This is a genomic window from Burkholderia sp. AU32262 (assembly GCF_020419985.1).
Taxonomy (GTDB): domain Bacteria; phylum Pseudomonadota; class Gammaproteobacteria; order Burkholderiales; family Burkholderiaceae; genus Burkholderia; species Burkholderia semiarida.
Genome location: NZ_JAIZRS010000005.1, coordinates 206669 through 230259, shown reverse-complemented (window position 1 = coordinate 230259; position 23591 = coordinate 206669). Strand labels below are relative to the sequence as shown.

At 67.5% G+C, this 23591-nt stretch carries 22 protein-coding genes; 9 read left to right on the top strand and 13 right to left on the bottom strand.

The features are described from left to right. Nucleotides 1–6: 6 nt before the first annotated feature. The 3 genes from LGN10_RS08045 to LGN10_RS08035 form a co-directional block, all read right to left on the bottom strand. Nucleotides 7–1311 carry an MFS transporter gene (locus LGN10_RS08045; RefSeq protein WP_059576642.1) on the bottom strand — a complete coding sequence of 435 codons (1305 nt, stop codon included), beginning with the start codon at nt 1309–1311 and terminating at the stop codon, nt 7–9. 195 nt (nt 1312–1506) lie between these two features. After that, on the bottom strand, nt 1507–2265 hold the full coding sequence (locus LGN10_RS08040; protein WP_034208109.1) for an SDR family oxidoreductase: 759 nt from the start codon (nt 2263–2265) through the stop codon (nt 1507–1509). A 92-nt stretch (nt 2266–2357) separates the two neighbouring features. Next, nucleotides 2358–3797 carry an aldehyde dehydrogenase family protein gene (locus LGN10_RS08035; protein WP_059576639.1) on the bottom strand — a complete coding sequence of 480 codons (1440 nt, stop codon included), beginning with the start codon at nt 3795–3797 and terminating at the stop codon, nt 2358–2360. 325 nt (nt 3798–4122) lie between these two features. Between LGN10_RS08035 and ppa the strand changes: the two genes are divergently transcribed. Then, a complete protein-coding gene (ppa, locus tag LGN10_RS08030) occupies nt 4123–4650 on the top strand; it encodes an inorganic diphosphatase (protein WP_006489643.1) in 528 nt (175 codons plus the stop codon). 54 nt (nt 4651–4704) lie between these two features. On the opposite strand, the gene LGN10_RS08025 is transcribed toward ppa, so the two are convergent. Both LGN10_RS08025 and LGN10_RS08020 read right to left on the bottom strand, forming a co-directional pair. Next, nucleotides 4705–5541: a GIY-YIG nuclease family protein gene (locus LGN10_RS08025; protein WP_226222662.1), complete on the bottom strand. Its 837-nt coding sequence runs from the start codon at nt 5539–5541 to the stop codon at nt 4705–4707. A gap of 89 nt (nt 5542–5630) precedes the next feature. Further along, on the bottom strand, nt 5631–6806 hold the full coding sequence (locus LGN10_RS08020; RefSeq protein ID WP_226222660.1) for a GNAT family N-acetyltransferase: 1176 nt from the start codon (nt 6804–6806) through the stop codon (nt 5631–5633). A 109-nt stretch (nt 6807–6915) separates the two neighbouring features. On the opposite strand from LGN10_RS08020, the gene LGN10_RS08015 reads away from it, so the two are divergent. Beyond that, entirely contained in the window at nt 6916–8637 is a 1722-nt protein-coding gene (locus LGN10_RS08015) for an NAD+ synthase (protein ID WP_060311931.1), read from the top strand. An 83-nt stretch (nt 8638–8720) separates the two neighbouring features. Continuing rightward, the gene (locus LGN10_RS08010; protein ID WP_006398637.1) at nt 8721–9059 is read left to right on the top strand and encodes a P-II family nitrogen regulator; all 339 of its coding nucleotides are present in this window, start codon (nt 8721–8723) and stop codon (nt 9057–9059) included. A 177-nt stretch (nt 9060–9236) separates the two neighbouring features. Here the strand turns inward: LGN10_RS08010 and LGN10_RS08005 are convergent, their stop codons facing one another. Then, nucleotides 9237–10322 (bottom strand): porin, encoded by a 1086-nt coding sequence (locus LGN10_RS08005; protein WP_059576905.1) that lies wholly within the window; start codon nt 10320–10322, stop codon nt 9237–9239. Between the two features lie 542 nt (nt 10323–10864). Then, the gene (locus tag LGN10_RS08000) at nt 10865–11791 is read right to left on the bottom strand and encodes a LysR family transcriptional regulator (protein WP_226222658.1); all 927 of its coding nucleotides are present in this window, start codon (nt 11789–11791) and stop codon (nt 10865–10867) included. A 134-nt stretch (nt 11792–11925) separates the two neighbouring features. Here LGN10_RS08000 and LGN10_RS07995 point away from each other — a divergent pair, with 134 nt between their 5' ends. Then, the gene (locus LGN10_RS07995; RefSeq protein WP_059646352.1) at nt 11926–12423 is read left to right on the top strand and encodes a GNAT family N-acetyltransferase; all 498 of its coding nucleotides are present in this window, start codon (nt 11926–11928) and stop codon (nt 12421–12423) included. Between the two features lie 71 nt (nt 12424–12494). Here LGN10_RS07995 and LGN10_RS07990 read toward each other — a convergent pair whose 3' ends face one another. The 4 genes from LGN10_RS07990 to LGN10_RS07975 all read right to left on the bottom strand — a co-directional run bounded on the left by LGN10_RS07990 (nt 12495) and on the right by LGN10_RS07975 (nt 15701). Then, nucleotides 12495–13274, bottom strand: a complete 780-nt coding sequence (locus LGN10_RS07990; RefSeq protein ID WP_060311936.1) for an ABC transporter ATP-binding protein — start codon at nt 13272–13274, stop codon at nt 12495–12497. Between the two features lie 18 nt (nt 13275–13292). After that, nucleotides 13293–14006: an ABC transporter permease gene (locus LGN10_RS07985; RefSeq protein WP_059576621.1), complete on the bottom strand. Its 714-nt coding sequence runs from the start codon at nt 14004–14006 to the stop codon at nt 13293–13295. Then, complete coding sequence (locus tag LGN10_RS07980; protein WP_006489645.1) at nt 14003–14692, bottom strand: ABC transporter permease; 690 nt, start codon at nt 14690–14692, stop codon at nt 14003–14005. Before LGN10_RS07980 ends, LGN10_RS07985 begins: the two co-directional genes overlap by 4 nt. Before the next feature lie 226 nt (nt 14693–14918). Next, a complete protein-coding gene (locus LGN10_RS07975) occupies nt 14919–15701 on the bottom strand; it encodes an ABC transporter substrate-binding protein (protein ID WP_059576902.1) in 783 nt (260 codons plus the stop codon). Nucleotides 15702–16067: 366 nt separating this feature from the next. Between LGN10_RS07975 and LGN10_RS07970 the strand changes: the two genes are divergently transcribed. After that, nucleotides 16068–16778, top strand: coding sequence for a pirin family protein (locus LGN10_RS07970; RefSeq protein WP_226222656.1), 711 nt, complete (start codon nt 16068–16070; stop codon nt 16776–16778). A 69-nt stretch (nt 16779–16847) separates the two neighbouring features. Here LGN10_RS07970 and LGN10_RS07965 read toward each other — a convergent pair whose 3' ends face one another. Continuing rightward, a complete protein-coding gene (locus LGN10_RS07965) occupies nt 16848–17402 on the bottom strand; it encodes a periplasmic heavy metal sensor (protein WP_059576616.1) in 555 nt (184 codons plus the stop codon). A 224-nt stretch (nt 17403–17626) separates the two neighbouring features. Between LGN10_RS07965 and LGN10_RS07960 the strand changes: the two genes are divergently transcribed. Together LGN10_RS07960 and LGN10_RS07955 are read left to right on the top strand one after the other, a co-directional pair. Further along, the gene (locus LGN10_RS07960) at nt 17627–18352 is read left to right on the top strand and encodes a response regulator (protein WP_006493394.1); all 726 of its coding nucleotides are present in this window, start codon (nt 17627–17629) and stop codon (nt 18350–18352) included. Continuing rightward, nucleotides 18336–19652 carry an ATP-binding protein gene (locus tag LGN10_RS07955; protein ID WP_059576612.1) on the top strand — a complete coding sequence of 439 codons (1317 nt, stop codon included), beginning with the start codon at nt 18336–18338 and terminating at the stop codon, nt 19650–19652. The genes LGN10_RS07960 and LGN10_RS07955 overlap by 17 nt, the downstream gene beginning before the upstream one ends. A gap of 42 nt (nt 19653–19694) precedes the next feature. Here the strand turns inward: LGN10_RS07955 and LGN10_RS07950 are convergent, their stop codons facing one another. Then, a complete protein-coding gene (locus tag LGN10_RS07950; RefSeq protein ID WP_011545926.1) occupies nt 19695–19961 on the bottom strand; it encodes a hypothetical protein in 267 nt (88 codons plus the stop codon). Between the two features lie 500 nt (nt 19962–20461). Between LGN10_RS07950 and LGN10_RS07945 the strand changes: the two genes are divergently transcribed. Both LGN10_RS07945 and LGN10_RS07940 read left to right on the top strand, forming a co-directional pair. Beyond that, complete coding sequence (locus tag LGN10_RS07945; RefSeq protein ID WP_226222654.1) at nt 20462–22219, top strand: ABC transporter permease; 1758 nt, start codon at nt 20462–20464, stop codon at nt 22217–22219. A 22-nt stretch (nt 22220–22241) separates the two neighbouring features. Continuing rightward, nucleotides 22242–23579, top strand: a complete 1338-nt coding sequence (locus LGN10_RS07940; RefSeq protein ID WP_059576606.1) for an AAA-associated domain-containing protein — start codon at nt 22242–22244, stop codon at nt 23577–23579. The last annotated feature ends 12 nt before the right edge of the window (nt 23580–23591 follow it).

Sequence of the window (23591 nt, the reverse complement as noted above, 5' to 3'; positions counted from 1 at the left end):
CGCGCATCACTTGTCGACGAGCCGCTTCGGCACCGACAGCGCAAGCAGCCCGCCGAGCACGAGGAACCCGGCCAGCATGTACATGCCCGCATCGTTGGTGCTCGTCGCCTGCTTGAGCCAGCCCATCAGGTACGGGCTCAGGAAGCCCGCGAGGTTGCCGATCGAGTTGATCATCGCGATGCCGGCGGCGGCTGCCGTGCCGCCGAGGAACGCGGTCGGCAGGCTCCAGAACAGCGGCAGCGTCGTCAGGATGCCGATCGTCGCGAGCGTGAGGCCGAGCATCGCGAGCGCGGTCTGGTGCGCCCAGATCACCGACAGCACGAGGCCGAGCGCGCCGATCGCGGCCGGAATCGCGAGGTGCCAGCGGCGTTCGCGGCGCTTGTCCGCGCTGCGCGCGATCAGGATCATCGCGACCACCGCGGCCGCATACGGCACCGCCGACAGCAGGCCGATCATGACCGTGTCGGTCACGCCGGTCGCCTTGATGATCGTCGGCAGCCAGAAGCCGACGCCGTAGAGCCCCATCACGAACGAGAAATAGATCAGCGCCATCAGCCAGACACGCGGGCTCGACATCACGGCGCCGAGCGGCAGGTCCTCCTTGGTGGCTTCCTCCGCGTCGACGTTGCGGGCGAGCAGCGCCTTTTCTTCGTCGGTCAGCCACGTCGCCTTCGCGATCCGCTCGTCGAGCGTGAAGAACACGAGCACGCCGGCGAGCACCGACGGAATGCCTTCGAGCAGGAACAGCCATTGCCAGCCGTGCCAGCCGCTCACGCCGTCGAACGCCTTCAGGATGAAGCCCGAGATCGGCCCGCCGATCACGCCGGACAGCGCGACTGCCGTCATGAAGAACGTGGTCATCCGGCCGCGCCGGTGCGCGGGATACCAGTAGGTGAGGTAGAGGATCACGCCGGGGAAGAAGCCCGCTTCGGCGACGCCGAGCAGGAAGCGCATCACGTAGAACATCGCGGGCGTCGTGACGAACATCGTCAGGATCGAGATCACGCCCCACGTCGCCATGATGCGGGCGATCCACACGCGGGCGCCCACCCGGTGCAGGATGATGTTGCTCGGCACCTCGAACAGGAAATAGCCGAAGAAGAAGATGCCGGCGCCGAGCCCGTACACGGTATCGCTGAGGTTCAGGTCGCTCGCCATCTGCAGCTTCGCGAACCCGACGTTCACGCGGTCGAGATACGCAACCACGTAGCACAGCAGCAGGAGCGGCACGAGCCGCCACGACACCTTGCGGTAGGTTGCTTCCTCGAATGCGCCGGACGAGCCCGGCAGCGACTGCGTCGATGTTGCCATGTTGTCTCCTGTCGACCCGGGCTGACGCTTGAGCGGTTACCTGGATCCCATGCTGTGCGGTCGATCGAAGGCCGCGCTCGGGCGCGTGCCTGGATCCGATGCACCGCTGTCCTTGTAATGGGCCGGAGCAGGCGCGGTGGTGCCCGATCCGGTTTCGTGCGAAGCAATGCGGGCTAATCGTATGGCCCGGTGCGACTAGATGCAGCGCCCGCCGTCGACTTCGAGGCACACGCCGGTGATGAATTCGGCTTCGTCGGACGCAAGGTACAGCGCGGCATTCGCGATGTCCTGCGGCGTCGAGAAACGGCCGAGCGGAATCGTCGCGAGAAAGCGGCGGCGATTTTCCGGGGTGTCCTCGCAGCCCATGAACTCGGTCATCAGCGCGGTTTCGCCGAGCACCGGGTTGATGCAGTTCACGCGGATGCGATCGGCGCCGAGCTCGGCCGCGAGCGATTTGCTCGCGGTGATCATCGCGCCCTTCGTGCTGTTGTACCAGACGAGGCCCGGGCGCGGCCGCACGCCGGCCGTCGACGCGACGTTCACGAACACGCCGCCGCCCTGTGCGCGGAAATACGGGACGAAGGTCTGCACGCACCAGAACAGGCTCTTCATGTTGACCGCGTACACGCGGTCGAATTCGGCTTCCGTCACGTCGAGCACGGGCTTGTTGCGGTGCGTGGTGCCCGCGTTGTTCACGACGATCTGCACCGCATGGAAATCGTCGAGGGCGGCCTGCAGCAGCGCGCGCCAGTCGTCCTCCTTCGACACGTCGCCGGCCACCGCGATCGCCTTGCCGCCTGCGAGCGCGATCTCGCTCGCGACGCGCTCGGCCGCCGCGCCGTTGAGATCGTTGACGACGACGTTCGCGCCTTCGCGCGCATAGGTCTTCGCGATGCCTTCGCCGAACCCCGAGCCGCCGCCCGTGACGATGGCCGTCTTGCCGCTCAACCGCATGGTGTGTCTCCTGTGTTTGTCATGAGAGTCGTCGTGTGTCGACCGGCTGCCGTGTGCTGCCGGCCGCCGGTCGTGTGCCGCGTGCCGCGCGTTCAGCCGTGCCGGATCGCGATCGTCTTCAGCGCGGTGAAGCCGTACAGCGCCTCGAAGCCTTTCTCGCGGCCATGGCCCGAATGGCCGACGCCGCCGAACGGCAGCTCGACGCCGCCGCCCGCGCCATAGTTGTTGATGAACACCTGCCCCGCGCGCAGACGCCGCGCCAGCCGCATCTGGCGTGCGCCGTCGCGTGTCCAGATGCCCGCGACGAGGCCGTACGGCGTGCCGTTGGCGAGCGCGACGGCTTCGTCCTCGTCGACGAAACGCATCGCCGCGAGCACGGGACCGAACACTTCTTCCTGCGCGAGCCGGTGCGACGGCGGCACGTCGCGCAACAGCGCGGGTGCCTGGTAGAAGCCGGTTTCGGGCGCGTCGGCGACGACCTGCCCGTGCGCGGCCATCGGAATGCCGTCGTGCTGTGCGTCGGACAGGAAATCCCACACGCGTTGCTGCTGCTTCGCGTTGATCAGCGGGCCGCAATCGAGATCGGCGCGGCTCGGGCCGACGCGCAGCCCGTTGAACGCGGTGGCGAGGCGCTCGACGAGCGGCTCGTACACCGCGCGCTCGATCAGCACGCGGCTGCCGGCCGAGCAGGTCTGCCCGCCGTTCTGCACGATCGCGGACACGAGCACGGGCAGCGCCGCGTCGAGATCGGCATCGGCGAACACGAGTTGCGGCGACTTGCCGCCGAGTTCGAGCGTGACCGGCACGTGGTTCTCGGCCGCCATCTGCGCGACCAGCTTGCCGGTGGCCGGCGAACCCGTAAACGAGATATGGTCGATGCCCGGATGGCGCGCGAGCGCGGCGCCCGCTTCGTGGCCGTAGCCGGTGACGATGTTGAGCGCGCCGGCCGGCAGCCCGGCCTCGGCGGCCAGCTCGGCGACGCGCAGCACGGACAGGCACGCGTCCTCGGCCGGCTTGACCACGCATGCGTTGCCGGCCGCGAGCGCCGCGCCGACGCTGCGCCCGAAGATCTGCATCGGGTAGTTCCACGGCACGATATGGCCGGTAACGCCGTGCGGCTCGCGCACGGTCAGCACCGTGTAGCCGGCCTGGTAGGGGAGGGTTTCGCCGTGCAGCTTGTCGGCGGCGCCCGCGTAGAACTCGAAGTAGCGCGCGAGCGCGGCTGCATCGGCGCGCGCCTGCTTCAGCGGCTTGCCGGTGTCGCGCGCCTCGATCGCGGCGAGTTCCTCGAGATGGTCGGCCACGCGTGCCGATAGCCGCATCAGCACGCGGCCGCGTTCGGCGGCGCTCGCCGCGCCCCACGGGCCTGCGAACGCGTCGCGGGCCGCGGCGACTGCGCGCTCGATGTCGGGCGCCGTGCCGCGCGCGATCGTCGCGAATGGCTGGCCGTCGGACGGATCGACGACCGCGATGGTTTCCAGTTGCGCGGGCAACGTCCATTCGCCCGCGATGAAGTGCTTCGCTTCTTCCATGTCTCCTCCTGTCGACCCGAGTTAGCGCTTTAGCGCTTACTCGGGTCCCATGGCGTGGTTGGGTGGAGTTAGCGCTTCAGCGCCTACGTGGATCCCATGCAAAGCCGTTTGCGCTTCGGCACTTTACCCGGCTTCCGTGCCGTGTGGTCCACGCACACCGCCGCCGGCTCGACGGCCGGACATCCGGAACGATTATCGCGCCGATCGTCATCCGGACGCCACCGGTCGATTGGCTATAATGGCGCATTCCTTTTTGGGGGCGCTGCGGCGGTGCATCGGCCGCGGCGCCCTGTCCCGAATTCCCATCGACCTACAGAGAGTGCTCATGAGCTTCAATCATGTTCCGGCCGGCAAGGACCTGCCGCAAGATTTCAACGTGATCATCGAGATTCCCGCGCAAAGCGATCCGGTGAAGTACGAGGCGGACAAGGAACTGGGCCTCCTCGTCGTCGACCGCTTCATCGGCACGGGCATGCGCTACCCGGTGAACTACGGCTACATCCCGCAGACGCTGTCGGGCGACGGCGATCCGGTCGACGTGCTGGTGATCACGCCGTTCCCGCTGCTGGCCGGCTCGATCGTGCGTTCGCGCGTGCTCGGCATGCTGCAGATGACCGACGAGTCGGGCGTCGACGCGAAGCTGGTCGCGGTGCCGCACGACAAGATCTGCCCGATGACGGCGAACCTGAAGACGATCGACGACGTGCCCGAGTACCTGAAAGACCAGATCAAGCACTTCTTCGAGCAATACAAGGCGCTCGAGAAGGGCAAGTGGGTGAAGGTCGAAGGCTGGGCCGGCATCGAAGCCGCGCACAAGGAAATCACCGACGGCGCCGCGAACTACAAGAAGTAAGCGGCGTGCCGGCCGCTGGCCGGTGCGTACGGAGCGCAAACCGCGCGTGTCTCGTCAGGAGGCCGCGCGGTTTTGTTTTGCGCGGGCGGTTTTCCGGCTGGCGGACGCGGAGACAGGCGAGGGCGTGGCCGGTGCTTTCTTCGCGCGTTTCGCGCGGGGCGGGGCAATGGACGGAGGGATCGCTTCGGCGGTTTTCGTGGCCGAGGAACGGCGGCGGGCTGGTGCGGCGGCGTCTTCGCGTGTCTTCGCGGCGGGTTTGCCGGCGGCGGCTGGCGCCTTCCCGTTTGACGACGCGGAAGGCGGCTGGCCGGCTTTCTTGACCGGTGTGCCACGCGCCGAGGTCTTTTCAGCGGCTGCGCCGTCGGTTCTTGCGCGTTTCGCGTCCGGCGCGGCTCGATTTGCCTTCGTCGACTTCGACGCTTGTTTGCCCTTCGCAGGCTTCGCCGTGCTCGCGGCCGTTGCAGACCCGACAACGTTCCCGGTCTTCACCTTTTTCCCGGCAACCTGTTCCGTGGCAGCCGTCTTCGCCGCATCGTCGACGTTTTCCGCCTGCCCCTTCTTCCGCCCGCGCGCCGTCGCCTTCGTCCCCGCCGTGTCGCCGCTCTCGTCGAGCGCGACCACCACCGGCACCACCGATTCGAGCGTCCGCAAGCCAGCCGCCAGCTCGCGCTTTTTCGCGGGCGTGAGCCGCTTCACCCAGTATTCGGCGCGCGACGCGCTCGACCGGTCGGGCAGCGGAAACGACGCGAGCACCGCGCGCGGCTTGCGCGAGCGCGTGTAGCGCGCGCCCTTGCCGGACGCGTGTTCGTCGAAGCGCGCGGCGACATCGGTCGTGATGCCCGTGTAGACGCTGTCGTCGGCGCATTCGATCAGATACAGAAACCAGGACATGGCGGGGCGGCGGGATGCGAAGCCGCCAGTGTCTCAGAATTTGCGCGTGCTCCGGTGCGTGACGTGGGGCGACGTGATGCGGCTCGCCGTCAGGTACCGCGCCGGAACGGATCGTGTTCGCGCAGTTCGTCGACGTACGCGTGGATATGCTCGGTCTCGCGTTCGAGAAAGCGCGCGACCGCATCGGAAAACGCCGGATGCGCGAGCCAGTGCGCGGAATGCGTGACGGTGGGAAGGAAGCCGCGCGCGAGCTTGTGCTCACCCTGCGCGCCGCCTTCGAACGTGTCGAGCCCGGCCTCGATGCAGAATTCGAGCAACTGGTAGTAGGCCGTTTCGAAATGCAGGCAGGGCACGTGCTCGATCGCGCCCCAGTAGCGGCCGTACAGCGTGCCGCCGCCGTGCTCGCCGCGCCGGTACACCGCGAGCGCGCTCGCGATCGGCTGGCCGTCGGCTTCCGCGATCACGAGCAGCAGGTTCTCGGGCATCGTCGCGCCGATCGTGCGGAAGAAGTCGAGGTTCAGGTACGGGCTCGAATAGTGCTCGCGGTAGGTCTGCCGATAGCAGCGCGAGAAGAAGCGCCAGTCGGTGTCGGTGATTTGATCGCCGGCGAGCCGCCGGAACGTCACGCCCGCGTCGTGCACCTTGCGCCGTTCCGCGCGGATGTTCTTGCGCTTCTTCTGCTCGAGCGTGCCGAGGAAATCGTCGAAGTGGCGGTAGCCGTCGTTGAGCCAGTGAAACTGCACGCCCTCGCGCAGCATCATGCCCATCGATTCCAGCAGCCGCGCTTCATCGCCGGTCGGGAACAGCACGTGCAGCGACGACACGTCGCTCTGCTCGGCGAACGCGAGCAGCGTGGCCGCGAGCCGGCGGCGCGCGTCGTCGCTGGTGGCGAGCAGCCGCGTGCCCTGCACCGGCGTGAACGGCACCGCGCACAGCAGCTTCGGGTAATAGGGCAGGTTGTTGCGCTGGTACGCGTCGGCCCATGCCCAGTCGAACACGTATTCGCCGTACGAATGCTGTTTCGCGTAGACGGGCGCGGCGGCCGCGAGCCGGCCCGTGTGCGTGTCGGTCAGCGTGACGAAGTGCGGCGACCAGCCGGTGTCGTCCACCGCGCAGCGCGCGACGTGCAGCGCGTCGAGGAATTCGTGGCGCAGGAACGGCGTGGGCTGCGCGTCGCGCGCGAGCAGCGCGTTCCATTCGTCGGCCGGCACCTCGGCGGGGGACGACAGGATGCCCGTGCGATAATCGATGCGTTCGTGTTTCAAGCGTGAATCCGTACCGTTGGATGTTGCCGGATGCGGGCCGTCGCGGCCCGCGCCCGGATCGATTTCGTCAGCCGTTCAAGGCGCGCCGCCGGGCTGCGCCGCTCCCGCCATGAAGACCCGACTCGCTCTCGCCCAGATCAACGTCACCGTCGGCGATTTCGCCGGCAACGTCGCGCGCATCGTCGCGGCCGCGCGCGCCGCGCACAACGATGGTGCGCAACTGATGGTCGCTCCCGAACTCGCGCTGTCCGGCTATCCGCCGGAAGACCTGCTGCTGCGGCCCGCGTTCTACGCGGCGGCGGCCGCCGCACTCGATGCGCTCGCCGACGCGCTGAAGGCGTTCGACGGGCTCGCGGTGCTGGTCGGGCATCCGTTGCGCGGACCGGGCAGGGGTGCGGGCAGCGGACCGGGCAGCGCGTCAGCCGTCGATGGTAATGCAAACCGCCCGATCGAGCGCGGCGTGCCGCCCACCGATACCTTCAACGCGGTGTCGCTGATCGTCGGCGGCGAGATCGTCGGCACCTACCGCAAGCAGGATCTGCCGAACGCCGAGGTGTTCGACGAGAAGCGCTACTTCGCGACCGATACCGAGCCGCTCGTGTTCGAGCTGAACGGCGTGAAATACGGCGTGATCATCTGCGAGGACGCATGGCATGCGTCGGCCGCGCAGATCGCGAAGGCGGCCGGCGCGCAGGTGCTGCTGATCCCGAACGGCTCGCCGTACCACATGAACAAGGAAGCGGTGCGCATCGACATCCTGCGCGCGCGGATTCGCGAGACCGGGCTGCCGATGGTCTACGTGAACCTCGTCGGCGGCCAGGACGAGCTCGTGTTCGACGGCGGTTCGTTCGTGCTCGACGGCGAGGGCGCGCTCGTCGCGAAGATGCCCCAGTTCGACGAAGGGCACGCGATCGTCGAATTCGACGGCGCGCGGCCGCTGCCCGGCGCGATCGCGCCCGAGCTGTCGACGCATGCGCAGGTGTATCGCGCGCTCGTGACGGGCGTGCGCGACTACATCGGCAAGAACGGCTTTCCCGGCGTGCTGATCGGGCTGTCGGGCGGCGTCGATTCGGCGCTGGTGCTGGCCGTCGCGTGCGATGCGCTCGGGCCCGAGCGCGTGCGCGCGGTGATGATGCCGTCGCGCTTCACGGCCGACATCTCGACCACCGATGCGGCGGAGATGGCGCGGCGCGTCGGCGTGCGTTACGACGAGATCGCGATCGCGCCGATGTTCGATGCCTTCCGCGCCGCGCTTGCCGATGAATTCGCGGGCCGCCCCGAAGACGCGACGGAGGAGAACATCCAGGCGCGCATCCGCGGCACGCTGCTGATGGCGCTGTCGAACAAGTTCGGCTCGATCGTGCTGACGACCGGCAACAAGAGCGAGATGGCGGTCGGCTACTGCACGCTGTACGGCGACATGGCCGGCGGCTTCGCGGTGATCAAGGACATCGCGAAGACGCTCGTGTACCGGCTCTGCCGCTATCGCAACGAAACGACCGACTACGGGCGGCGCGACGTGATCCCCGAGCGGATCCTGACACGCGCGCCGTCGGCCGAGCTGCGCGAGAACCAGACCGACCAGGACAGCCTGCCACCGTACGACGTGCTCGACGCGATCATGCGGATGTACATGGAAGAAGACCGGCCGCTCGCCGAGATCGTCGCGGCCGGCTACGCGCAGGCCGACGTCGAGCGCGTGACGCGGCTCATCAAGATCAACGAATACAAGCGCCGCCAGGCGCCGATCGGCATCCGCGTCACGCACCGCGCATTCGGGCGCGACTGGCGCTACCCGATCACCTCGCGCTTCACCGAACGGCTCGATTGAGCGGTGCTGGGCCGGATGCGGCCCGCCGGCTTACAATCGGGATCGCGATTTTTCACCCAAACGAGCATTGAGGGACAACCATCATGAAACGCATCACCGCCATCATCAAGCCGTTCAAGCTGGACGAAGTCCGCGAAGCGCTCGCCGAAGTGGGTCTCACGGGCCTGACCGTGACGGAAGTGAAAGGCTTCGGCCGCCAGAAGGGCCATACCGAGCTGTATCGCGGCGCCGAATACGTCGTCGATTTCCTGCCGAAGATGAAGATCGAGGTGGTCGTCGCGGAAGCGCAGGTCGATCAGGTGATCGACGCGGTGATCGGCGCGGCGCGCACCGGCAAGATCGGCGACGGCAAGATCTTCGTGTCGGACGTCGAGCGCGTGATCCGCATCCGCACCGGCGAAGAGAACGAAGCGGCCGTCTGAGCGCCGCGTCCGCGCCGTTCGATCACTTCCCGGCCGCTTCGGCCGATCGGGCCGCGGGTCGCACGCATCCGCCGCCCAAGAAAAAACGGTGCGGATACCCGGTTGGGTACCGCACCGATACGCGCCTCTCGCAGCAGCGTGGAAAACGTTGTCGAATCGTTCTTTGACGGCGCCTGATCAGAACAGGTGCTGGATACCGGCGTAGACGCCGGTCTGGCTGCCGCCCGGATGCGGGTTGCCGGTCGACACGGCGGTGCCTGCATTGTTCGCGTTCAGGCCGAAGTTGGCCGTCGAGCTGTTGCGCACCGTGGCGACCTGGACGTCGAACAGCGTGCGCTTCGAGATGTTGTACGAGCCGCCGACCGTGTAGATGTTCGCGTTGCCGCCGCCGTGGTTCGCGTTCACGTGATACACGGCCGCGATCAGCGCCGCTGCCGGCGTGGCTTGCCACGTTACGCCGCCCCACACCTGTTGCGTACCGGTCACGCCGGCGTTCGCTGCCGGGCCGCCGCTGCCGTCGGCGCGCGATGCCTGGTAAGCCGCCTGAACCTTGAACTGGCCGAGGAACACGTTCACGCCCGCGAAGTATTCACGCGAGTAGTTGAACACGTCCGAGAAGCGACCGTTGCTGTCGCGCGTTTCGTCGTAGATGCCGCGCAACTGGAACAGCGAGTTCGTATAGGTGACCTGACCGCCCATGGCACGGCCGGGCGCGCCGGCCGTCGTGTTGCCGTTGAAGCTGGTCGAGTTCGAGAACGAGAACTGGCCGTAGAAGTCGAGGCCGTAGACCGACGGCGACTGGTACGACACGTTGTTGCTGGTCTTGTTCCAGTTGCGGCCGCGCACCAGCGAGGCCGTCGACCAGGCCGACTGGCCGAACGGGTCGAAGTCCCACACGCCGTTGGCGATCGCGAGTTCGCGACCCAGCAGCAGCGTACCGTAGCGGTCGTTCGAGATACCGACGGTCGCGAAACGATCCCAGATCGAGCCGCTCGTGCCGAGGCCGCCGTTCATCGTGTTGAACGCGCCTTCGAGGTGGAACAGGATCTTGTTGCCGCCGCCGATGTCCTCGCTACCCTTCAAGCCCCACAGGCTCGTGCCCCAGTCGCCGCTCTCCGCACGGTAGCGATGGCCGTCCTGCAGGCCGTTCATGTACTCGAGGCCGGCATCCAGGCGGCCATACAGCGTGACGCTGCTCTGCGCGTGCGCCGTCACCACCCCAGCAGCCATCAGCGCGGCCGCGACCAAAGCTTTCTTCATCATCTCCTCCATACCCTGTCAAAAAGTCAACCCAGACTGCACGAGATGCCCGGAGCGCGAGCGCCGGGCAAAAGCGGGATAACCAGGGAGACCTCGTGCAGGGCCGGTAAGCGCGGCACGCGGGCAAGCAGACGGAAAACCGTTGAGCGGTCCCGCGCAGCCGGGTCGGCCTGCGGGGTCTCCTTGTTGTGTCGTGAAGCTAAACTACATTTCACGAACTTCGTTTTGCTACTTTGGTTACTAATTTAGCAAAAATACAATTTTGTGGCGACGGAAATCGTTGTTTGACTAACCGCTGTCGCCAAATTGCCATGCAACACGGTGCGCGACAGGTGTCCCAAGGGTGCTCGATTACCGGAAAACCCTTGTGCCACAAGGGAAACGTGGTTTCCGCGGGCGTGGGTCAAGGATTGCCACTATTGACGTTGCCAGGGCGCCGGCGTAAGCGCGAAAGTCGCGAAATTGGTAAGTATTTCGTAATGATTCGGGCGATTGCCGCCATCGCCGGTCGACGCCGGGAACGTCCGTGCTGCCGCGTGCCGCGCTCAGTCCGGGCTCGGCCGCGCGTCGAGCATCTGCGCGCGAATCCAGCGGTGCGCATCGGTGCGCGCATGCTTCGCGTGCGAGTAGACCTTCACCGTGTAACGCGGGATCTCGAACGGCGCGGGGAAGATGCGGATCGGCGCCGCGTGCCGCAGCGCCTGCGCGGCGCGGTTCGGCACGGTCATCAGGAGTGCTGACTCCGCGATCACGAACGGCGCGGCCAGCACGGTCGGCAATTGCACGGCCACGTGCCGCGCGAGGCCGAGGCGATCGAGCACGTAGTCGACGACGCCGCGCGACTCGTTCCACGGCGTGACGACGACGTGGCGAGCCGCCAGATACTGGTCGAGCGTCAGCCGCCGGCGGATGTCCGGATGCGCGGCGCTCGCGATCACGACGTAGTCGTCGGAGAACCAGTCGAAGTCCTCGATGCCTGGCGCGTCGGCCGCCGATTCCTCGTGGTAGCCGAGCGCGAAGTCGATACGGCCGGCCGCGAGCTCGTCGACGGAAATCTTGCGGTCCGAATGGACGACGCGAATCCGCAGGTGCGGCGCCACGTGCTGGATGCGGGCCAGGAACGCCGGCAGTACCGCGAACGCCGTGTAGTCGGTCGCGGCGAACACGAACGTGCGGTCGCTGTGCGCCGGATCGAAGCGGCGCGCGCGGGCGAGCCCCTTCGACATCGCATCGAGCGCGTCGCCGACCCACGTGGCGATGTCGTCGGCGCGCACGGTCGGCTGCATCTCGTTGCCGAGGCGCACGAACAGCGCATCGCCGATCGCGTCGCGCAGCCGCGCGAGCGCGTGGCTCAACGCCGACGGGCTCAGCGCGAGTTCGTGCGCGGCCGCCGCGACCGACCGGTGGCGGTACAACGCGTCGAACACGAGCAGCAGGTTCAGGTCGAGGCGGCGCAGATCGGGATGCATCATGTTCAGGTCTGGATGAAGAAACTGCACTTCCTGCAGGCACGGCGCGAACGTAGCATGACGGTTCGAACGGCGCCAGTGCGGTTGCGCGGCGCCGCTTGTCCGTTTCACATCCGGGCCGGAGGAGGGCTCAACCCGTGCAAATCGATATTCGCTCCGCGACCGTCGCCGACGTGCCGCTGATCCTGCGCTTCATCACCGAACTGGCCGTCTACGAGAAGGCCGAGCACGAAGTCGTCGCCACGCCCGAATCGCTCGAACGCAGCCTGTTCGGCGAAGGCTCGCCGGCGCGTGCGCTGATCTGCGAGGTCGACGGCGAGCCGGCCGGGTTCGCCGTGTATTTCTTCTCGTATTCGACGTGGCTCGCGCGGCAGGGGCTGTATCTGGAGGATCTGTACGTGTCGCCGCGTTTTCGCGGCGCCGGTGCGGGGCTGCAACTGCTGAAGGCGCTCGCGCGGGTCGCGGTCGAGTCGGGCTGCGGGCGTTTCGAATGGAGCGTGCTCGACTGGAACGAGCCGGCGATCCGCTTCTACGAGCGCGTCGGCGCGGCGCCGCAGAGCGAATGGGTGCGCTACCGGCTGGCGGGCGACGAGCTGCGCGCGTTCGCCGACGGCGCGCCGGTGAGCGCCGCGTGACGGGTAAACGCAAAACGGGCGCCGCGCGGCGAACCGCGGGGCGCCCGTTCGGGCGTGGCGGGTGACGGGCGTTACTTGAGGCTGCCCGACAGGAACGCGCGCAGGCGCTCGCTCTTCGGATGCGCGAGCACCTCGGCCGGCACGCCTTCCTCCTCGACGCGGCCCTGGTGCAGGAACATCACGTGATTCGACACGTTGCGCGCGAAGCCCATCTCGTGCGTGACGACGATCATCGTGCGGCCTTCCTCGGCCAGCTTCTGCATCACCTTCAGCACTTCACCCACCAGCTCCGGGTCGAGCGCGGAGGTCGGCTCGTCGAACAGCATCACGTCCGGATGCATCGCGAGCGCGCGCGCGATCGCCACCCGCTGCTGCTGGCCGCCCGACAAATGCGACGGATACTGTTTCTCGACGCGCGGCGCGAGGCCGACCTTCTCGAGATACTCGCGCGCACGCTCCTCGGCTTCCTTCTTCGGGATGCCGAGCACGTTCACCGGCGCTTCCATCACGTTCTCGATCACGTTCATGTGCGACCACAGGTTGAAGTGCTGGAACACCATCGACAGCTTGGTGCGCACGCGCTGCAGCTGCTTCGGATCGGCCGCGCGCAGCGCGCCCGTCTTGTCGAGCGCGGTGCGCACTTCCTCGCGATCGACGAAGATGCGGCCCGCGTTCGGCTGCTCGAGGAAGTTGATACAGCGCAGCATCGTGCTCTTGCCGGAGCCGGACGAGCCGATCACGCTGATCACGTCGCCCGAGTTCGCCTTCAGCGACACGCCTTTGAGCACCTCGTTGTCGCCGTACCGCTTGTGGAGATCGTCGACGAAAAGCTTCTGGGTCTGGGAGTTCATCAGTAATCCTGCGAAAACTTACTTGCCTTGCGGGCGCAGATACGCGAGCCAGCGGCGCTCGGCCTGGCGGAACAGCCACACGAGCGTGAACGAGATCACGAGGTAGAGCAGGGCGGCGATGCCGAACGCGTGGAACGACATGTAGGTCGCCGAGTTCACGTCGCGCGCGATCTTCAGGATGTCCGGCACGGTCGCGGTGAAGGCCACCGTCGTCGCGTGCAGCATCAGGATCACTTCGTTGCTGTACAGCGGCAGCGCGCGGCGCAGCGCCGACGGCAGGATCACGCGGCGATACATCGTGAACGGGGACATCCCGTACGCGCGCGCGGCCTCGATCTCGCCGTACGACGTCGCCTTGATCGCGCCCGCGAAGATTTCGGTGGTGTACGCGCACGTGTTCAGCGTGAACGCCAGCAGCGTGCAGTGCATCCCGTCGCGGAAGAACGCATCGAGCATCGGCGTGCCGCGCACGGCCTGCAGGCTGTAGAGGCCCGTGTAGCAGAGCAGCAGCTGCACGTAGAGCGGCGTGCCGCGGAACACGTACGTGTACAGCCACACGGCGCCCGACAGCCATTTCTTCTTCGACACGCGCGCGACCGCGAGCGGCACCGACAGGCAGAAGCCGAGGCCGATCGACACGACCAGCAGCCACAGCGTGATCGCGACACCGGTGATGCGATAGCCGTCGGTGTACAGATAGTTGCGCCAGTATTCTTGGATGAGTTCGATCATAGGTCAGCCTTGCGGACGCCGGTCGAGTAGCGCTTTTCGAGCCACATCAGCACGAAGTTCGAGATCGTCGTGATGGCGAGGTAGACGGCGCCCGCGATCAGCGTGAAGAAGAAGAACCGCAGCGTGCCCTTGCCGGCGTCCTGCGACGCCTTCACGACGTCGGCCAGGCCGATGATCGACACGAGCGCGGTCGACTTCACGAGCACCTGCCAGTTGTTGCCGATGCCCGGCAGCGCGAAGCGCATCATCTGCGGGAACATGATCCGCGTGAATACCTGCCAGTTCGTCATCCCGTAGGCGCTGCCGGCCTCGAGCTGGCCGCGCGGCACGGACAGGAACGCGCCGCGGAACGTCTCGGTGAAGTACGCGCCGTAGATGAAGCCGAGCACGAGCACGCCGGCGAGGAACGGGTCGATGTCGATCTGGTCCCAGCCGAGCGCGTCGGTCGCCATGTTCAGCCAGATCTGCAGGCTGTAGAACAGCAGCAGCATCAGCACGAGATCGGGAACGCCGCGGATCAGCGTCGTGTAGACGGTGCCGACGCCGTTCGTGACGCGGTTGCGCGACAGCTTCGCGCCGGCGCCGAGCAGCCCCAGCAGGAACGACAGCGCAAGCGAAAGCACCGCCAGTTTGACGGTTTGCCAGGTGCCGGCGAGGATCAGCGGGCCGTAGCCTTGTAGAAACATATGGGGTCCCTGGTGTGGTCCCTGGGGGCGCACGCCGTGCGCCGCGAAAGACGCGCCCGCCAAGCTGCGCGGAACGCCCCGTGCGTATCATGACCGTCCGCCCCGGCAACGGTGCCGGGTCTACCCGTCGCGAGCGGCGGGCAAGGGGCGGGCGGCGCGTGGTTGACTGCCTGTACTGCCCGGACGCGGGGCCGCCCCCGCATCCGCTGCTTCTTCTTGTCCGCGTTCAGCGGGCCGGCGCCGAATAGACGCTGAACGAGAAGTACTTGTGCGACAGCCGGTCGTACGTGCCGTCCTTGTGCATGTCGGCCAGCGCCTGGTTGATCCTGAGCTTCAGGTCGGTATCTTCCTTGCGCAGGCCGATCGCGGTGCCGTCGCCGATCGTCTTCGGATCCTTCACTTCCGGCCCGGCGAACGCGAAACCCTTGCCGCGCGGCGTGCGCAGAAAGCCGTAGTCGGCCTGCAGCTCGTCCTGCAGCGTCGCGTCGAGGCGGCCCGTGCCGAGATCGGCATAGACCTGGTCCTGGTTCTGATAAGGAACGATCGTCACGCCCTGCGGTTCCCAGTACGCCTTCGCGTACGATTCCTGCGTCGAACCCTGCTCGACGCCGACGCGCTTGCCTTTCAGCGACGCGACCGTCGGCCGCAGCGGCGAGCCGGCCTTCGCGATCATCCGTGCGGGCGCGTCATACACCTTGTCGGAGAAGTCGATCTGCTCGCGGCGCTTGTCCGTGACCGTCAGCGACGACACGATGACGTCGTACTTCTTCGCTTTCAGCGCCGGGATGATTCCGTCGAGATCCTGCGCCACCCACACGCATTTCACGTTGATCCGCTTGCAGATTTCCTTGGTGAGATCGACGTCGAAACCGACGATCTCGCCGCTCGGCGCGGTCGACTCGAACGGCGGGTAGCTGGCGTCGACGCCGATCCGCACGGTCTTCCACTCCTTCGCGAAGGCGCTGCCCGCCACGAGGGCGAGGGCGGCGCACAGGGCGGCCTTCTTCATTTCCATCCTTCTGTTGCTGACTTTCCGGGGGCGCTCGCGGCCGGTCGGACCGGGCGCCGCGGCGTATTCTAGACGGCCAAAAATCGCCGATAGGCGCTCTGGCGTGGGCGGCCGCCTCGAGGGCGAACGCCAAAAGGGCGGTATTTTACCCGAACGCGATACCCGGAAAACGGCAATCCGGCGCGATCGACCGATTCCTCGATTCGGCTGTTGCGGCAGTCGTGGCATTCGCAACGAATATTCGGGCAATTGGTGGCGTGCTTGCAACAATGAGGTGCATTGGCGGCGGATTGTGGCGCGTTCGGCGTCCCCCTACAGTGGAGGTAAACCCGAACAGAACACCTGCGCCCCCGAGCGTCCACCTCCATGTTCCAGATCCTGCGCGCCGAAGACCGCTGGCACACGCGCCACGGCTGGCTCGAATCGAGTCACAGCTTTTCATCCGCCTGCCGCACCGGGCATGAGCCCGCGCCGGTGCGTCCGCCCGTCGGCGCGTTGTGCGTGCTGAGCGAGGACCTGATCGCGCCGACGCGCGGTTTCGGGATGCAGCCGCGCCGCGACGTGGAGATCGTCACTTACGTACTGGATGGCGTGCTTGCGCACCGCGACAGCCTCGGCTGTGGCGCGATCGTTCGAACCGGCGGAATCCAGCGGATGAGCGCCGGCACGGGGCTCGTGCACAGCGAAACCAACGCGTCGCGCGACCGGCCGCTGCACCTGTTGCAGATCTGGCTGCAGCCGGCCGGGCGGGGCGGGCGGCCCGATTACGAGGCGCGGCGTTTCGCCGACGACGAGAAGCGCGGCCGGTTGAGGCTCGTCGCGGCGCCCGACGGCGGCGACGGCGCGCTGTCGATGCGGGCGGACGCGCGCATCTTCGCGGGGCTGATCGACGGCGACGAGACGACGGCGTTCGACGTGCCGGCCGGGCGCAGCATCTACGTGCACGTGGCGCGCGGCGAGGTCGAGGTCAACGGCCGCGCGCTGGCGGCCGGCGACGGCGCGCGGATCGGCGGGGCGGACGCGGTGGCGTTCGCGCGCGGCCGGCTGGCCGAGGTGCTGCTGTTCGACGTCGCCTGAAACGAAAAAGGGGACGCAGGCCGGTGCCTGCGTCCCCTTCGGCGCCGCTGCGCAACGCGGCCCGCCTGCTTACTGCGCCGGCGCCGACGCGCCCTTGGCGGCCGCGCGATGCTGCTCCCAGCGCGCCTTCATCTTCTCGTGGCGCTGCTCCATGTTCGCGAACTGCTGCTTGAGCGCCGTGCTGACCATCGTCTTCTGCTGGTCGTTCAGCCCGTTGTAGAACGTGAGCCATGCGGCGGACGTCTGCTCGCGCAGTTGCGCGTTCTGCGCCTCCGCCTGCTGGCGCGCCGAATGCATCGCGCTCAGGTCGAGGATCGGCTGGTTCTGCTGCGCCTTGAACTGCTCGCGCATCTGCTCGTGGCTCTTGCGCATCGCGTCACGGTTCTGCTTCATCGTGTTGACGGCCGCTTGCCATTGCTGCTCTTGCGACGCATTGAGCTTCAGCTGGTCGTGCAGTTTCATGATCGCGCCGAACGGGCCGCCTTCATGCTCGCCGTGCATCCGGTGCATGCCGGGGCCGCCCGGCGGCGGCATGTCGTTGGGCTGCGCGGCATGCGCGGTGCCGAATGCGAGAGCGAGCAAGGCGGCGGCCGCGATGGCCACGCGGGAAGTCTTCTTATACATTTCAGAAACTCCTTGAATCCAAAGGGTCCGACGATGCGGTGCCGGGAAAGCCGGGTACCGCATCCGGTAAGACGCAGGTTAGCGATGCAGGCCCCGGCGGGTGTTACGCGGGGTGGCGGCCGGGTTACCGTGCATTACAGTTCCCTTGCGCGGTAACCCGCAGTAACCCTTTCGTCCCTTTGTTTCGTTCTTCGACTCCACCCTCGCGCGGTAAACTTCGAGCCATGACTACCCAGATCCTCATCGTCGACGACGACCAAGAACTCCGAGACCTGCTGCGCGACTATCTCGTGCGCCAGGGGATGGAAGTGTCCGTGCTGCACGACGCGGCGACGCTCGAGAAGCGCCTCGAGCGCGAGCGGCCCGACCTGATCGTGCTGGACCTGATGATGCCGGGCGTGGACGGCCTGACCGCGCTGCGCCAGTTGCGCGCGGCCGGCGACGACATCCCCGTGATCATGCTGACCGCGCGGGCGGACGACGTCGACCGCATCGTCGGGCTCGAGCTCGGCGCGGACGACTACCTCGGCAAGCCGTTCAACCCGCGCGAGCTGCTCGCGCGCGTGCAGGCCGTGCTGCGCCGCCGCCGCGCGACGCCGTCGGCCGCCGCCCCCGAGCAGCGCGAGCCGTTCGCGTTCGGCCGCTTCCTGCTCGATTTCCAGGCGCGCACGCTGTCGGTCGACGGCAAGCCGGCCACGCTGTCGAGCAGCGAATTCGCGCTGCTGAAGATCTTCGTGAACCATGCGCTGCGCACGCTCACGCGCGAGCGGCTGCTCGAGCTGCTGCATGGGCCCGAGTACGACGGCACCGACCGCGGCATCGACGTCCAGGTATGGCGCCTGCGCCGCATCCTCGAAACGGATCCGTCGACGCCGCGCTTCATCCAGACGGTCCGCGGGCGCGGCTACGTGTTCGTGCCCGACGGCGAGGCCCATGCGCAAACCCATTGATTCACTGTTCGGGCGGCTGGCGCTGCTCGTCGTCGGCGTCCTGCTGCTGTCGCACTTCGCATGGTTCTTCGCGATGCGGCTCGAGCGCAACCAGATGCAGACGCGTTATGCGGTCGAGGAGGCCGCGTTCCTCGTCGATGCGGTGCGCCAGCACGTCGCGCGCACGCCCGACCAGCCGCTGCCGTCGCGCGTGAGGCTCGTGTCGCCTGACAGCGCCGACGTGCCGAAAGGCGGCGATTCGGGGCTGCCGCCGCCGCTGAAGCGGTTTCGCGACGACGTGAGCGAGCGCATGCCGCCCGGCACGCAGGTCGAGATCGGCGCGCCCGGCCATCCGCCGGTGCTGTGGGTGAAGGAGCCGGCCGACCGCAACTGGATCGTGGTGCCCGTGCAGCCGCTGCGGCCGCCGCGCTCGCTCGACCGGATGCTGCTGTGGCTCGGCACGATCTTCTCGGCCGGCGTGATCGCCGCGCTGTTCGCCGCCTGGCAGTTGCAGCAGCCGCTGCGCTCGCTCGCGCGCGCGGTCGCGCGTTTCGGCCGCGGGCAGCCGGTGCCGCCGCTGCGCGAACGCGGCCCGCGCGAGCTGCGCCAGCTCACGCGCGGCTTCAATCAGATGGTGGAGCAGGTGTCGCAGGCCGAGAGCGATCGCGCGGTGATGCTGGCCGGCGTCGCGCACGACCTGCGCACGCCGCTCGCGCGGATGCGCCTGCGGGCCGAAATGATGGACGACGCGCGGCTGCGCGACGGCGTCGTGCGCGACGTCGACTCGATGTCGCACATCGTCGACCAGTTCCTGGTATTCGCACACGGCGGGGCCGACCGCAGCGAGCCGGTGCCGGTCGATCAGGCCTGCGAGCGGATCGCGCGCAGCTATCGTGCGGTCGCGCCGAACGCGCCGACGGTCCAGACGCGGCTGGAAGCCGATCCCGGCTTCCGGCTGCCGACGGCGACGCTCGACCGAATCCTGTCGAACCTGCTGGACAACGCGCATGCGTACGGTGCACCGCCCGTATTCGTCGAGACGGCGCGCACGCCGGCCGGCTACGTGCTGTCGGTCAGCGACAGCGGCGGCGGCATCGCGCCGCGCGACCTCGCGGCCGCCACGCGGCCGTTCGTGCGGCTCGATCCCGCGCGCGGCGGCAACGGCCACAGCGGGCTCGGGCTCGCGATCGTCGAGCGGCTCGTGCTCAGGCTGGGTGGCGCATGCGACATCGGCAATCGCCCCGAAGGCGGCCTGCGTGTGTCGATGACGTTCCCGTTCGAGGCCGTGCCGAAGGACGAACCTCACGAACAAGCCGCATGAGCGGCTGCGGCGCCTGCCCGGCCGGGCAGGCGCCGCGCGGCTTCATTCGCCGAACAGCGTGCCGAGCGTCTCGGCCGCATTGCTGTCGATCGTGTTGTAGGTCACCGTGGTGGCCTCGAAGATATAGACGGTCGTATACCGGCCGAGGCGCTCCAGGATTTCCTCCTGCAGCGATTCCGGCACGACGTTCATGTTCAGGTACCATGCCGTGGACGACAGCCGCGTCTGGAACGACCCGTACTCCTGCATCAGTTCATAGAACGCGTCGGCATCCTGATCGCGACAGACGATCACCAAGTTTCCTGCCATTCCCTTCCTCCCGCTCGTCGGTCGATCCCCGTGGCCTGTTGACAGAGGGCCGTGCGCATTGCCGCGACACGGCCGAACCGGACCCGGGGGCTAGCCCCGATCATACCTGCTTCGCCGTATCCGGCTGCTGATGCCGCACAGGGTTTGCGGCCGCATGCGGGTGGCGGGTTCACGGCCGGGCCGGATCACGGCATAATTCGGGCCTGCGTGCCGGCCGCAGGATCGCGGCCGGGCCGTTCCGTACCGCGCGCCCGCCATCCGCCCATGCGCCGGGCACGATCCCTGCGCTGCCCGCGCCGTCCCGGACGGTTGTGCCTGAAATACAGGTTGGTGTAGTGTCGTGCCGTCGCGGCCCGGCTCGACCGGCCGCGGCCGCGTGTGCGCGCACGGCGCGCCGCGCGCGCGAAATCGCCAGTCAATCGAATTACCGCGCCCGTGCGCTTTGCCATGAATCAACATCGACTGCCGGCTTCGTTCGGCCTTACCGGGGAGGGCGCCTGATGAACGTCGGATTCTTCAATCCGAACCGGACCGCCAACGCATCCGCGTGGCGTGTGCTGCCGAATCGGTGGGACTTCATCGCCTTTCCGCTGATCATCTGCCTGATCGCGATGGCGGTGGTCGGCTTCCACGAAACGATGGCGCCGATCGGCGTGCTGCAGACGCAGAAGATCTCGCTCGATCCGTCGAACCTGCCCGAATACGCGCTGCGCACCACGCTGCGGATGCTCGCCGCGATGGTCGCGTCGCTCGCGTTCACGCTCGTCTACGGCACGCTCGCGGCCAAGAGCCGCCGCGCGGGCATGGTGCTGATCCCGATCCTCGACATCCTGCAGTCGGTGCCGGTGCTCGGCTTCATTTCGTTTACGGTCACGTTCTTCCTCGCGCTGTTCCCGAGCCGCGTGCTCGGCGCCGAGCTGGCCGCGATCTTCGCGATCTTCACGAGCCAGGCGTGGAACATGACGTTCAGCTTCTACCAGTCGCTGCGCACGGTGCCGCGCGATCTGGACGAAGTGTCGCGCGGCTTCCACCTGACGTCCTGGCGGCGCTTCTGGAAGCTCGAGGTGCCGTTCTCGATGCCGGGCCTGATCTGGAACATGATGATGTCGATGTCGGGCGGCTGGTTCTTCGTCGTCGCGTCCGAGGCGATCACCGTCGGCAACCAGACGATCACGCTGCCGGGCATCGGCGCGTATCTCGCGCAGGCGATCTCGGACAAGAACTTCGGCGCGATCGGCTGGGTGATCCTGACGATGACGGTCGTGATCCTCGCGTACGACCAGTTCCTGTTCCGCCCGCTCATCGCGTGGGCCGACAAGTTCCGGATGGAGAACACCGCGTCGGGCGATGCGCCGCAATCGTGGCTGCTGGACCTCGTGCGCCGCACGCGGCTGATTCATCAGCTGCTCGTGCCGGCCGGCTGGTTCTTCGCGAAGGCCGCGCGGATTCCGCTGCGCCTGCCGCTGTCGGGCGCGATGCGCTTCACGCTGCCGAAAGTCGAGAAGAAGGCGTCGCGCACGGTCGACATCGCGTGGGCCGGGCTCGTGCTGATCGGCACCGCCTATATCGTGTGGCGCGTCGTCAGCTTCGTCGCCACCGGCGTGACGATGGCCGAAGTCGGCCACGTGGTCGTGCTCGGGCTCATCACGCTGCTGCGCGTGGTCGTGCTGATCTCGATCGCGTCGGTGATCTGGGTGCCGATCGGCGTGTGGGTCGGGCTGCGCCCGAAGCTGGCCGAGAAGCTGCAGCCGCTCGCGCAGTTCCTCGCCGCGTTCCCGGCGAACCTGCTGTTCCCGGTGTTCGTGATCGTGATCGCGCGCTTCCACCTGAACGCGGACATCTGGCTGTCGCCGCTGATCGTGCTCGGCACGCAGTGGTATATCCTGTTCAACGTGATCGCCGGTGCGACGTCCTACCCGAACGACTATCGCGAAGCGGCGACCAACTTCCGCATCCGCGGCTGGCAGTGGTGGCGCCAGGCGATCCTGCCCGGCATCTTCCCGTACTACGTGACGGGCGCGATCACCGCATCGGGTGGCGCGTGGAACGCGAGCATCGTGTCCGAAGCCGTGCAGTGGGGCAGCACCCGGATCGAGGCGCACGGCCTCGGCGCCTACATCGCGCAGACCACCGCCGCCGGCGATTTTCCGAAGATCATCCTGGGCATCGCCGTGATGTCCCTGTTCGTCACCCTGTTCAACCGCCTGCTGTGGCGCCCGCTGTATGCCTTCGCCGAAGCGAAGCTGCGGCTCGACTGAGACCGATTGAGAGCGAAACGCGATGCACAATCCGAATGCTGTAAACGCCCCCGTCCAGACGTCCCAGCCGCCGCGCCCCGGTGAAGAAATCCTGCGCGTCGAGCACGTCTGCCGCGGTTTCAACAAGACGCAGGGTGAACTGCTCGTGCTCGACGACGCGAACCTGTCGCTGCGCGAAGGCGAGATCGTCGGGCTGCTCGGCCGGTCGGGTTCGGGCAAGTCGACACTGCTGCGCATCATCGCCGGGCTGATCGAGCCGACCGGCGGCGAAGTGACGTACCTCGGCAAGCCGCTGCGCGGGCCGGCCGAGGGTGTCGCGATGGTGTTCCAGACCTTCGCGCTGTTCCCGTGGCTCACCGTGCTGCAGAACGTGGAAGCCGGGCTGGAGGCGCTCGGCGTCGGCGCGCGCGAGCGGCGCGAGCGTGCGCTCGCGGCGATCGACCTGATCGGTCTCGACGGCTTCGAGAACGCGTACCCGCGCGAGTTGTCGGGCGGCATGCGTCAGCGCGTGGGCTTCGCGCGCGCGCTCGTCGTCGACCCGACGATCCTGCTGATGGACGAGCCGTTCTCCGCGCTCGACGTGCTGACCGCCGAGACGCTGCGTACCGATTTGCTCGATCTGTGGACGCAAGGCCGCATGCCGATCAAGTCGGTGCTGATCGTCACGCACAACATCGAGGAAGCGGTGTTCATGTGCGACCGCATTCTCGTGCTGTCGTCGAACCCGGGCCGCGTGATCGCGGAGATCAAGGTGCCGTTCAAGCACCCGCGCAATCGTCTGGATCCGGCGTTCCGCAAGCTCGTCGACGACATCTACGCGAAGATGACGGCCCGCCAGACCGGCGAGGCGACGAAGAAGGGGCTCGAGCTCGGCAGCTGGCTGCCGCAGGTGTCGACCAACCTGATGGCCGGCCTGATCGAGACGCTCGCGATGGCGCCGTACCACGGCCGCGCGGACATGCCGGAAATCGCGCGCACGCTACACCTCGAGGTCGACGACCTGTTCCCGATCGCGGAAGTACTGCAGTACCTCGGCTTCGCGGACGTGCGCGAAGGCGACGTGTTCCTGACGCCGCCGGGGCGCGTGTTCGCGGAGTTCGGCACGCAGGAACGCAAGCTGATGTTTGCCGATCACTTGCTGAAGCACGTGCCGCTCGCCGCGCGGATCAAGAAGGTGCTGAACGAGCGCCCGGGCCATCGCGCGCCGCGCGTGCGCTTCGAGCAGGAGCTCGAGGATTTCCTGTCGGACGGCGCGGCCGAGGAAACGCTCGACGCGGTGATCGACTGGGGGCGTTACGGCGAGATCTTCTCGTACAACGACCAGACCGAGATCTTCAGCCTCGAGGACGTCGAGTCCTGATGCGATCGGGGA